Here is an 11,847-nt window from a genome sequence, read left to right on the forward strand (position 1 = left end):
TCTTTTTCGTACTCAGCATCATCGACGTGTTCGACCGCGTCGTGGTAGGCCAGTACCGGGGCACTGCTTGCGAGGCCAAGCACGCTGTGCAGACCCTCGGGACCGCGCTGCAGCAGCGCCTTCAGCCGGGTGAAGCGATGCCCGTGATCCGCACGGACAACGGCCCTCAGTTCGTCAGTAAGCTGTTCCAAGACATGTGCGAGTGCTGGGAGATGGTCCATGAACGGATCCCGCCGCGGACACCGAATATGAATGCCTACATCGAATCGTTCCACAGCATTCTTGAGCAATGTTTGTTCAGTAATCGTACATTCCTAACGCTTGAGGAAGCTTATGAAGCGCTCGACCAATTCATGGACTTTTATAACAACCGCAAGATGCACGGCAGTTTAAAGAACATGGCTCCAACAGAATTTGCGGCATGGGTCAAGACATTGGAAGACGCTTCAGACTATTACAGATCGGTGTAATCGCGCGAAATAAAGACCTACGCTGTAAAGATCGAATCATTGTAGGCCATGACTCCAGTTTTAGGGGGCCTAGCCGAATGTGCAGGTAAATTCAAATCACAAGCCGGAAAAGGGGCTGGTGAAGGAAAATAACTGCGTTTTTGCAGTTATCTTGTTTAAAAAGGCCGACATCGGCGGAAATAGATGCGGATTTGCAGGCGTTACGGTTAAAAGAGTGACGCGGGCGACGATAGGCGGGTCCATCGGAACGATTGGCGGATGAGCTGTCGACAGGCGTTATGCGCGATTGGGTATGGAATATCCTCCAACGCTAAGGGCGCCGTCCGGGTGTCATTGATCACTATGACGGTCTTTCTTAAACCAATACGGCGACGGCGAACTGAAGGGCGAGGCAGGAAAAGCGCGTTTGCGGGAGCAAACCTGCGCTGCAAGCGATAAAACAACGTTACATAGGTGACGAGGGCGCAGGAGCGTGCTGTAGGCGATAGATGAGCTTGAAGCGGCGGAAGTGCCAGGCTTGGGGGCTGTACGCGCTAAAAAAGTGAGCGTGGAGCGGCGCATGAAAAAAGGTACAGCCTCCTGCGCATTCTACGGGGCCGTACCTTTCGCTTTTACCGGCTTAATGCCAGCTCGTTTGCGTTTATTCGCCTTCGTTCCAGGGGTTCATATGGACGAGCACCTCGACGACGTCGGGATCGCTGTCCATGATGCAGCGTTTGAGCGCCCGGCCGATGTCGTGGCCTTGCTGGATCGTATAGTGGCTCGGGATGCCGACGCGGACGTCGACGATGATATAGTGTCCGTGCTCGCGGGCGCGAACGCGGTCGATCCGCTTGATCTCAGGCTCGCCGGCGATCACCTTCTCGTACTGTGCGAGCTTGGCGGGCGATACGTTGCGCTCCATCAGGATATCGATGGCGTCGGTGCCCATCTCGTAGGCGAGCTTCAGCACGAGCAGCGACACGACGATGCCGGCTACGGGATCGCCGTATGCGGCCCAGGACCAGTCGAGCCGCTCGCCGATATAGGCCAGACCGATCCCGATTACCGCAGCTAGCGAAGCGTACACGTCGGCCAGATGGTCGTAGGCGGTGGCGAGCACGCTCTTGCTCTTAATGGCCCGGCCGACCCGGATCGTGTACACGTACAGGGCCTGCTTCCAGACGAGGGATACGACGGCGGCGGCCAGCGGCAGCAGGCTCTCGCTCTCGGGCGGTTCCCGGAGCGTCAGGATGGCATGGTAGCCGATCCATAGCGCGGCGATCGCCAGGATGATGGCGACGAGCGCGGAAGCGACGACCTCGGCTTTGCCGTGGCCGTACGGGTGCTCTTCGTCCGCCGGCTTCTTGGATACCATGGACGACGTTAACGCCGCCACGGTGGCGATAATGTCGCCGGCGTTGTGAATGCCGTCGGCCACGAGCACCGGACTCGCGAACAGCAGGCCGACGACGATCTTGAGAATGGTGAGCGCGATGTTGCTGACAAGGCTGATCCAGATGGACAGCAGCCCTGCGTTTGCTTTAGAGGTCAACGGCGGTGGCTCCTTTTGCCAATCTTTGTTCCGATATTCTATCATAGCGCCGCGCAGGATTCCTAATTCGGAAAATGAAGCCTTGGCGGCAGGGGAAACCTGTACGATTTTTGATGCGAAAAGAAAGAAGCCGCCCCGGGCCGGAGGCGGCTCGGAACGGCTCTCGAATGATTTTTAAGGCTCCAGACAAGCCTTGACCAGCTCGTCGACATGCGCGGTCGCCAGACATTCGACGGTATCGGCGGCGCCATAATAGATCTTGACCTCGCCGTCCGGCTCAAGGATCATCCCGCCGGGGAAGACGACGTGATTGCGATAGCCGCCGTCCGTTTCGTACGGGGCTTCGGGTACGAGCAAGGGCCGGCGGCACATGCCGACGATGCGCGACGGATCGTCCAGGTCGAGCAGCATGATGCCGGCGGTATACCGCTTTTTCCAAGCCGGCTCCCAGCCGTTGCGGCCGCGCGACGGATCCACGTCGACGGCGTGGAAGGTCGTGAGCCAGCCGCGGTCCGTACGGACGGGCGGCGCGCCAGGGCCGATTTTGTCGTTGGCATAGGGCACGTCCTCCACGGTCAGCAGCAGGCTGGAGCGTCCCCAATGCACAAGATCCGGAGAGCGGGAGAGCCAGGTGTCGAACCGGTCCCTGCCGCGGCTGTATACGGTAAACGGACGCTCGAGCCGGACGTACTGTCCGCCGATGCGCTCGGGGAAAAGCACCATATTGCGCAGGTCCGGCGTCGACAGCGACAAAATCTCGAACCGCTCGAAATCGTCCGTAACCGCTACGCCGCCCCGGATGCCGTGATGCGTATCGACGGCAAAGCACATATAGCAGCGGCCGTCCAGCACGGTGAGCCGCGGATCGTAAGCGCGCACGATCTCGCCGTCGCTCAGCTTGAAGCAGGGAGCGGGCATGACCTGCCAGTTAACGCCGTCGTCGCTGAATGCCAGGCCGAGATCCGTCGTATCGGGCGGCGCCAGCGTTTGCTCGGCGAGCGAGCCGTAGTCGTTTCGAAAAACCATCACGTATTTGCCCTCGTACTTGGCGACGCCCGCGTTGAACACCAACGCCGTCGGATAGGGCACGTTCGATGCGCTCAGCACCGGATTCGCGGGATGGCGGACCAGCGCTTCGTGTGATCGCAGGCTGCCGATCGTTCCAACCGTCATATCGTTTCTCCTTCGCCATGCGCCGGGCCGGGTCGCCCGGACGCAGTCATTTGCCAAGCTGTCCGGAGGCGGTCAGGCGCAGCTCCTTGGGCGTCGCGCCGAAGTGCCGCTTGAACAGCCTGAAGAAATTGCTTTGGTTGCTGAAGCCCGTCTGCTCCATGACGCTGTTCACGCTGCTGTTCGTCTCGACGAGCAGGCGTTTGGCGTGTTCCAGCCGGACGGCGTTCACGTAATCGCCGACGGACATTTTCTCGTGGTCTCTGAAAAGCTTGCCGGCGTAGCTCTCGGACATGCGGATCATGCCGGCGATTCCCGACAGATTCAGCCCGGGGTCCATGTAGCTTTCCTGCACGATCTCCTTGATCGCTTCGACGAGCAGACCGCGGCGTACATCGGTACGCGGCTTCTGTTCCTCGATCAAGTCCGCGAGCGCGGCGAGCAATACTGTTTTAGCGTCGTCCAGCGTCTCTCTGGACATGACAGTCTTGAACAGCTCTCCGTAGTTCAGCGAGAATGTCTGAACGCGATGCTGGTCCATCTGCTGCACCGTATGGCGGATGACGGGCAGCAGCTGGAGCAGATGCTGAACGACGCCGTCGTAATCGTATCGGGCGAGCTCGTTCATGAATGCGTCGAGCGCTTCCGCCAGCTGGGGGAGCTTGGCTTCGATCAGGGCACGTTCGATTCGGCGGTGAAGCTCTTCGAGCAGCGGCAGGTCATAGTCGCTGCGCTGCGCAAGACGCATGCCCGGCGTGACGACGGCGCCGTGTCCGTACATCAGGCGGCCGTCGAGCTGCGCGGATACGGCTGCGTAGCGGTCGGACAGCGGCTCGCCGTGCATAATGGTTTCGCTGACCGCGCAGGTGAACGAGAAGTGGTAATAGCCGTGCACGGTATCGCGAATCTCGCGGAGGCAGCCGAGCAGCCGCGCCTCGTCCGCCTGCGGGTCCGAATCGGAATCCGAATGCGCTTCGGCGCCGTTCACGAGCAGCGCCAGCAGACCTTCCTTCAGCTCGACATGATCGCAAGCATAATGACGCGACAGAATCTCCTCCGCGATGTTGGCCACGGCGAACGGGTAAACCCGCAGCTCCGCCTCGCTCTTGCTGCGGACGAGCTCCTCGTAGCGGTCCAGGCGGACAAGCACGATCGTCAGCGGCTTGCCCAGGTCGAGCGGCGAACGATTGTCGGCGAGCGCGAGTTCCCATTCGTCCTGTCTCAGCGAGCCGCTTTGCGTCAGCAGCTTGCGCAAGTAGAAGGTGCGGACGATGTCGCGCCGCTCCAGCTTGGAACGGTTCATTTCCTGGATCGCCCGGCGGTAGCGGCTCGTGATGTAGCTACGACGGGCCCGGAAGGCATGAAGGACATCCGACTGGTCGAGCTGGCGGATGGCCGGATCGGCGTTTTTTCCCGTCCCAAGGGGATGGATATTCTGGCGCGGTACGGCTCGCTGTCCATGATCGGCTTCACGGTCGTCGACAGCCTGGACCGACTGACGCCCGAGGCCGTCGGGCAGGCGCCTTTGCTGCACGGGTTGTTCGGCCCCGGCGAGTGGGGCGGCTGCAATCAGGCCTACCTGCTGGACGGCGGTCTGATCGGCGTGATCGGCCATCATGGCTATAAAAATGTGTCGGAGAACGGCGAGGACCTTCTGTCGTACATGTGCGTATCCTTCGTGCTGGACCCGTCCACGGGCGAATGGTCGGATTACCGCGTCATCGGCACCAGGCCTTGCTATCCGGACGGACCGGCCAAGCGTCCGCGGCTGGCCGACTGCGCGTTCGCGGCGGGCATCGAGCCGCGGGCCGACGGCAAGGTCGATCTGTACAGCGGCATCGGCGACACCGAGACGGGGCGGCTTCTCATCGACGATCCGTTCGCGGCGCACGGCAGGATCGTCACCGCTTGCGTACTTCCCTCTTTTGCACCTGCGCGGGCTCCTTTATAATAGGCCTAACTGATTCGTCCGGGCCGAGCGGCTCCCCGATCCGACAGGAGAGGCCTTGCGCGGATGCGCAAGGCCGGGAGGCGCTCGGCTGCGGCGGAGCCGGAGGAGCGCCGATCATGTATTACGCTATGTCCCGTATGACCAGGCTGGACGTCAAGTGGGCGCGTTATCACCGGCAGACGGCCGAATTCGCCTCGACGCAGCATGCCAACCCTTACTTTGAACTGATCGCCGCCGCGGATGCGCCGATCTATCTGCAGGCCGGGCAGGAGCGCATCGTGCTGCGCGCGGGCGAGATCATGCTGCTGTCGCCATGGGAGTCTCACCGGGGCTGGAAGCCGGAGGCGTCCGAGGGCGGCTTTTTTTGGGTGCAATTTTCCGCGGATCCGCCGCTCGCGCCCATCGATCTGACGTCCGCGGCGCCTCCGCGAGAGTCTTCGCCGCCGGGGCGGTTCGATCTTCGCGTCCCTGAAGCGCTGGCGCCCGAGGAGCCGCTCTTGCTGCCGAAGCAGGCGCTGGCCGTCGGGCGGTACGCCTTGCTCGGCTTGTTCGAGCGGCTCGTCGAGGAGCTCGAACGGGGGCAGGGCTACTACCGCTTCCGCGCAGGCATGCTGCTGGAGGCGATGCTCGAGCAGCTAGCCAGCGAGCTGCTGGGCCGCGAGCGGAAAGAGAGTCCGCTCCCGCCGGCCTATATTGCATACCGGGGCCTCGTTTCCCACCTCGATAACAATTATCGGCGTCCGCTCACGGGCGACATGCTGGAGGCGGAGCTTGGACTCAACTATCGCTATCTTTGCGCGATCTTCAAAAAGTATGGCGGCATGACGATCTTCGATTACGTCCAGCGCCTGCGCATCCAGCAGGCCAAGCATCTGCTGCAGGCGACGCAGGAGCCGATCCACCGCATCGCCGCCGATGTCGGGCTGGACGATCCGTACCATTTTGCCAGGCTGTTCAAAAAGCTGACGGGAGAGACGCCGACCGTTTGCCGGAACAACGCGAGCCGGGAGACGCCATGACCCGCCTGGCCGGCGAGCCGCCTAAAGATTGAACGCGATGTCGATCATCAGGTCGTGCGGACCCGGATCGGACGTTCCCTCGGCCGCGGCGGGCACGAATGTCACTCGAAGCGGCTCCGCTCCCTTAATAACGCTGAGCTCGATCCGATGCTCGCCCGGCTCCATCGCAAGCTCGACGAGCTTGCTCCGGACCGCACGGTGCAGCGCGGGCATGTATTCGGTGCGCGCCTCGCAATCGATGACCGTCATGCCGTCGATCCGCACCGTGACGGGCGCCTCGGTGGCGGCGATCCAGCGTACCTTGCGGCGCGTGGGAATATAAGCGGTCGTCGTCGCCGTATAGGCACCCGGCGCCTCCGTGCCGAGCGCCTCCGCGAATGCCAGCCGGTTGTCTTGGAAAAAAGCGGTGGCCGTTCGGCCGTCCGGCCCCGTCAACGACCAGCCGGGCGCGGCGACCAGCGCGAAGGGGACGGTCTCCTCGCTCCAGACGCGGCCGTTGTGCTGCCTGCGCAGGACCAGCGCGAGCGAGTAGTTAGGCAACGCCGCCCCGCCGTGCGCGAGCTCGCAGGTCCAGGAGACGCTCGCGCCAGGTTCGACGACGAACGGCGCGCTAGCCTCTCCGCCGGACCAGTCCTCGGGTAGACGGAGCTCGGCCGTGCCCGTCCACGCCGTTCGCGCGTCGTTCGACAGGCTGAACGCGATCGTGCGGCGGCAGCCGGTCCCGATCGACGGGCCTGCGGCGCCGTATTCGATCGTCAGCCGGCGAGCGGCTTCGGCGACCGAGCCCGGCGGCAGCAGGTATTGGTTGGAGCTCGGCACCTGCTCATGCTGCGGCAGCCCGCGCTGCGACAGATCGAGCCGTCCGGAAGTCGGCTCGGCGGCCGACAGACGCACGGGCAGCTCCCATGCGGACAGCACCTGCCGTCCGATGCGCATCGTGCGGCGCGTCAGCTCGTCCAGGTCGGCAGGCGCCGGAAATCCGTTCACCGGCGGGCTGACGACGACGCGATGGCCGACCGGCTCGATCCATCGGTCGGGCAAGGCGTTCCTTCCCCCGACGATGCCGAGGATCGCGCCGAGCGTGGCGCCCGTGCAGTCCGTGTCGTAGCCGCAGTTGACCGCTTTAAGAATGGCGTCCCCGAAGTCCTCTCCGTAGAGCCAGCCGAGTATCGTAAAGGCGATATTTTGCGGCGCGTCCGTAAAGTTGTCGCTGCCGTGACGCTCCAGCACGAGCGCGCGGGCTTCCTGCCAGCCGATGCCTTCCGCGTGCCAGCGGAGGAGGTCGTTCACCGCCCGCGCTGTACGGCAGCTCTCCGGGATATAGGATAGTCCGATGCCGATCAGCGTATCGCGGTCCGACTCCACGAACGCGGCGCTCTCGATCGCCGCGAAAAACATTTCCCCGTACACGCCCTCGCCGCCCGCATGATCCACGATCGCGTCCTCGCGCGCGTACGCGGCTGCCCGTTCCGGCGCGCCCGGCGATACCATCGCCCAGATCTCCGATCGGATCGGCGAGCCCATGCAGTCTGCGAACGGGTTGTTGTGCCAGCCGGCGACCGACGGCAGCAGCCCTCTGCGCAGATTGGCCAGCGCGTACCCGTACTCGTCGAACGGGAAAAAAATATGGTCCAGCCACTCCTGGCCCAGGTGCCGCGCGGTCAGATGCGGCCCGTACTGCTCCAGCGCGTGCAGCCAGACGAGCTGCATGTCCAGATCGTCGTTCTCCAGCGGCTCGTCGGGCAGCACCGGGTAAAAATCCAGCGTAAGCAGCTCCTTGACCCCTTCCACCGGGACGCCGAGCGTTCCTCCGATATTTTTGCCGAGCCAACCGCCGTACACCTTTTCATAGTAGTCCTTTTCGTTTAACACGAACTTTTCCATTAGGCCATTCGCCTCGCATCGCTATATATTCGGTTACCGCTTAAACATAGCTCGGCGGCAATCGCGCTGGAATGGATGAGATTCGCCGATTGACGGGCGGAAGAAGAAAGACATCCAGCCATTTCTTTTGCTTTTTTGTGTAATGTATTTGTTATGTATAGGGGTTTTCAATTGGAAAGTTCGGATTTAAGGTCATTTTATTGTGATTTTGGCGTGCCGCTTGTAAACATTCCACTCATTTGTGACGCTTAATGGTATATATGAGTTAGATTATACGTAAAAATTGTTTCTTTTATGTAAAATACATTGACACCGCAAACGCGGGAGAATATGATTCTTGTAACAGCGGATGCCGACAGGCAGACGCTCATCGCCGGATCCCCGCCCGAAGGGAGGAATGGCTCTTCTCCTTCGTTTATCCGCGCGGAGAGGAGCCGCAGTCATGGAATTATGGAACGCGATCACCTCGCTGTCGCCTCCCGCCTCCAAGTTTTACGACGAGATGTTCGAGGGGACGCAGGTCAGGGGGCATTACGAGAAAGTCCAAGCCATTCTCTCCCGTCTTAGCCTAGACGAGCGCGCCGCCAGGCAGCGTCAGATGAACAGGCGGCTGCTGGAGGAGGGGATCACCTTCACCTTGTCCCAGCCCGGCCAGTCCGAGGCGCTGGAGCGCACGATACCGTTCGACCTCGTGCCGCGCATCATTCCGGGGGCCGAGTGGGAGAAGATCGAGCGCGGCGTCTCGCAGCGCGTGCGCGCACTGAATGCGTTCCTCAAGGACGTGTACCACGAGCAGCATATTTTCCAGGACGGACTGATTCCCAGGCGCATGGTGCTCGGCAACCGCTACTTCAGAGGCGAGATGATGCGTCTCTCCGTGCCGGGCGGCGCTTACGTGACGGCCTCGGGCATCGACCTGATCCGGGATGAAAAGGGCGATTACTTCGTGCTGGAGGACAATTTGAGATCTCCTTCGGGGTTTTCGTACATTTTCAAAAGCCGTTCGATCATGACACACGATTTTCCCGAGCTATACTTCTCCCACGCGATCCGCGGCATCGACCGTACGCTGGACGCCTTCCGGTCCTCCCTCCGCGCCATGGCCCAGACGGACAAGAGCGATCCCGTCATCGCGCTGCTGACGCCCGGCAGCTTCAATTCGGCGTACTTCGAGCATGCGTTTCTGGCGCAGCAGATGGGGATCGAATTGGTCGAAGGGCGAGATCTCGTCTGCGAGGACCACAAGATCTACATGCGCGGCACCCGCGGCAAACGGCGGATCGACGTGCTGTACAGACGGATCGACGACGATTTCCTCGACCCGCTGGCCTTCCGGCCGGATTCGATGCTCGGCGTCGCCGGACTTATGAACGCCTACCGCTTCGGCAATATCGCGATCGCCAACGCGCCGGGCACGGGCGTCGCCGACGACAAGGCGATCTATACCTTCGTGCCGGACATGATCCGCTACTATCTGAACGAGACGCCGATCCTTTCCAACGTACCTACTTATCTCATGAGCCGTCCGGAGGAAAGGGAATACGTGCTGCAGCGGCTGGACGAGATGGTCGTCAAGGAGACCTCGCTGTCGGGCGGCTACGGCATGCTGATCGGTCCGTCGTCGACCGAGGGGGAGCGCGCTGCCTTCGCGCAGAAGATTATGGCCGATCCCGACAACTATATCGCGCAGCCGACGATCAAGCTGTCCACCGCGCCCGTGTGCATGGACGGACGCCTCGTATCGCGGCATATCGATCTACGCGTGTTCGCGCTCATGAACGGCCGGCAAGTGCACGTGCTGCCCGGCGGGCTCACCCGCGTCGCCATGAAGGAAGGCTCGCTGGTCGTCAATTCGTCCCAAGGGGGCGGCTGCAAGGATACATGGGTATTAGCCTGATCGTGACGAGGAGGGAATGCTATGCTGGACCGCATCGCGGAATCGTTGTTCTGGATCGGACGCTACACGGAGAGGGCGGAGAACCACGCGCGGCTCATCGACGTGTACTATCATCTTCGGGAGGATGAGCAGGGGCCGGATGAGCAGGTGTGGCGCCGCATCGTGGGCGCGATCGGCGACATCTCCGCCTATGAAGAGAAGCATGCCGCCTACGGCGAGCGAGACGTCATCCATTTCCTGACGCTCGACGCGACGCAGGCCAACTCGCTGGTCGTCTGCGTCGCCCAGGCGCGGGACAATCTGAGGAAGATCCGGGATCGGCTTCCTTCCGAGCTGTGGAATTTGCTGAACGGCTTCTACCTGTGGTTAAAAAGCTGCGATACGGCCGAAGTGCTCGGAGATTCGCCCCATCGGTTCTACCAGCGCATCAAGGAGGGGCTGGCGGCATTCCAGGGGACGGCCGTGTCGATCGCGCTGCGCGACGATGCTTACAGCATGATGGAGAGCGGGCGCTATCTCGAGCGTTCCGAAAATATCGTGCGGCTGCTCCAATCCGTGCTGCGATATACCGCCGAGACGGGAACCACCTCTTACGCCTACCTGATGGCCGTGCTCAAGTCTGTTGGCGGGTACGAAGCCTTCCGCAGGCTTGGCATCGAGGAGCTGAGCACGGAGGAGGTGGGGGCGTTTTTGCTGGCGCAAGAGCGGTTCCCGCGCTCCGTTCACTATGCGCTCGCGAGCTTCGCGGATCATCTCCAGACGCTGCGGGCCGGCGCGAGCCGATCGGGCTCCGGGCTCGACCGGATCATCCGGACCGCCGACAAGGCCCGTTCCGAGCTGGGATGGCTGGAGCGCCCGGACATCAATGCCGATTCGCTTAACGCCGTTCTGCAGCAGCTGCTGGCCACGAACAGGCAGATCGGCGAAGCGATTGCGAAGGCGTTTTTTTCCCCCGGACGGGAGGTCACGGCATGAAGCTGGATATTACCCACGTCACGACCTACCGGTACGGCGCGCCGGTGACGGACAGTGTCAATGAGCTGCGGCTTGCGCCGCGGACGGACGAGCGCCAGGCCTGCTATCAGCATCGCCTGATCATCGAGCCCAACGTGTCCTTGATGTCTTACGAAGATTACTTCGGCAATCGGGTGCATGCCTTCACGGCCAACCATTCGCACCGCGAGCTCGTCATCACCTCCCAGTCGACGGTCGTCACCCGCGATTCGGAGATGAAGCGCAAGCCGGAGACCGAGCCGTCCGAGTCGTGGGCGAGGCTGCGCACCGACGCGTTCCGCGATGCCAATGCGGAATATCTGCTGCCTACGCCGTTCGCGACTTTTCATCCGACGGTCGCGGGATACGCGGAGGACGCGGTCTGCGGAGCCGGGCAGGTCGGCGTGTTCGACTTCGTCCAATGCGCGTCCGGCCGCATCTTCGGCGACTTCGAGTACAAGCCGCTGTCGACGGCGGTCCACACGACGGCCGACGAGATGATCGCCATCGGCTCGGGCGTCTGCCAGGACTTCGCGCATCTGCTGCTCTCGATCTGCCGCATGCGCGGCGTACCTGCGCGGTACGTGAGCGGGTATCACTTCGTCGGCGATCTGCAGGGGCGCAACGCGGACTTCGAGCAGGCGTCCCACGCATGGGTCGAGGTCTATGTGCCCGGCATGGGCTGGCAGGGCTTCGATCCGACCAACAACGGACTCGTGGATTGGCGTTACGTCAAGCTGGCGCATGGCCGGGATTACCTGGACATCGTGCCGGTCAAGGGCGTCTACCGTGGCACCGGAGAGCAGACGCTGACGGTGAGCGTGGACGTGCAGTTGGCGGGATAGACGGACGACGCCGCCGGCCCTGGCCGGGATTGGCAATGAGACCAGGATGCAAAGAAGACAGCCAAATAAGCGCTGAGATAGGTG

General features: G+C 62.2%; 10 protein-coding genes. 6 read left to right on the top strand and 4 right to left on the bottom strand.

All coding sequences use genetic code 11. The features are described 5' to 3' along the window. A partial coding sequence (locus tag ACFOTD_RS10560) for an integrase core domain-containing protein (protein ID WP_378118415.1) occupies nt 1–470 on the top strand: 470 nt, incomplete at its 5' end. Nucleotides 471–1,110: 640 nt separating this feature from the next. On the opposite strand, the gene ACFOTD_RS10565 is transcribed toward ACFOTD_RS10560, so the two are convergent. From ACFOTD_RS10565 to ACFOTD_RS10575, 3 genes are all read right to left on the bottom strand, one after another. Continuing rightward, complete coding sequence (locus ACFOTD_RS10565; RefSeq protein WP_378118417.1) at nt 1,111–2,004, bottom strand: cation diffusion facilitator family transporter; 894 nt, start codon at nt 2,002–2,004, stop codon at nt 1,111–1,113. A gap of 174 nt (nt 2,005–2,178) precedes the next feature. Then, nucleotides 2,179–3,177, bottom strand: a complete 999-nt coding sequence (locus ACFOTD_RS10570) for a glycoside hydrolase family 130 protein (protein WP_378118419.1) — start codon at nt 3,175–3,177, stop codon at nt 2,179–2,181. 46 nt (nt 3,178–3,223) lie between these two features. Continuing rightward, nucleotides 3,224–4,477, bottom strand: coding sequence for a helix-turn-helix transcriptional regulator (locus ACFOTD_RS10575; RefSeq protein WP_378118421.1), 1,254 nt, complete (start codon nt 4,475–4,477; stop codon nt 3,224–3,226). On the opposite strand from ACFOTD_RS10575, the gene ACFOTD_RS10580 reads away from it, so the two are divergent. Together ACFOTD_RS10580 and ACFOTD_RS10585 are read left to right on the top strand one after the other, a co-directional pair. Beyond that, a complete protein-coding gene (locus tag ACFOTD_RS10580; protein WP_378118423.1) occupies nt 4,409–5,125 on the top strand; it encodes a DUF1861 family protein in 717 nt (238 codons plus the stop codon). The genes ACFOTD_RS10575 and ACFOTD_RS10580 overlap by 69 nt on opposite strands. Nucleotides 5,126–5,241: 116 nt before the next feature. Continuing rightward, on the top strand, nt 5,242–6,144 hold the full coding sequence (locus tag ACFOTD_RS10585) for a helix-turn-helix transcriptional regulator (protein ID WP_378118425.1): 903 nt from the start codon (nt 5,242–5,244) through the stop codon (nt 6,142–6,144). 21 nt (nt 6,145–6,165) lie between these two features. On the opposite strand, the gene ACFOTD_RS10590 is transcribed toward ACFOTD_RS10585, so the two are convergent. Next, a complete protein-coding gene (locus ACFOTD_RS10590) occupies nt 6,166–8,028 on the bottom strand; it encodes an ADP-ribosylglycohydrolase family protein (RefSeq protein ID WP_378118427.1) in 1,863 nt (620 codons plus the stop codon). A 442-nt stretch (nt 8,029–8,470) separates the two neighbouring features. Here ACFOTD_RS10590 and ACFOTD_RS10595 point away from each other — a divergent pair, with 442 nt between their 5' ends. The 3 genes from ACFOTD_RS10595 to ACFOTD_RS10605 are packed head-to-tail and all read left to right on the top strand — an operon-like array spanning nt 8,471 to nt 11,763. Further along, nucleotides 8,471–9,925 (top strand): circularly permuted type 2 ATP-grasp protein, encoded by a 1,455-nt coding sequence (locus ACFOTD_RS10595; protein WP_378118429.1) that lies wholly within the window; start codon nt 8,471–8,473, stop codon nt 9,923–9,925. Between the two features lie 21 nt (nt 9,926–9,946). Continuing rightward, nucleotides 9,947–10,900, top strand: a complete 954-nt coding sequence (locus ACFOTD_RS10600) for an alpha-E domain-containing protein (RefSeq protein WP_378118431.1) — start codon at nt 9,947–9,949, stop codon at nt 10,898–10,900. Further along, complete coding sequence (locus tag ACFOTD_RS10605; protein WP_378118433.1) at nt 10,897–11,763, top strand: transglutaminase family protein; 867 nt, start codon at nt 10,897–10,899, stop codon at nt 11,761–11,763. Before ACFOTD_RS10600 ends, ACFOTD_RS10605 begins: the two co-directional genes overlap by 4 nt. Nucleotides 11,764–11,847: the final 84 nt, after the last annotated feature.

The sequence above is a fragment of the Cohnella sp. GCM10012308 genome, from assembly GCF_042649185.1.
Taxonomy (GTDB): Bacteria; Bacillota; Bacilli; order Paenibacillales; family Paenibacillaceae; genus Cohnella.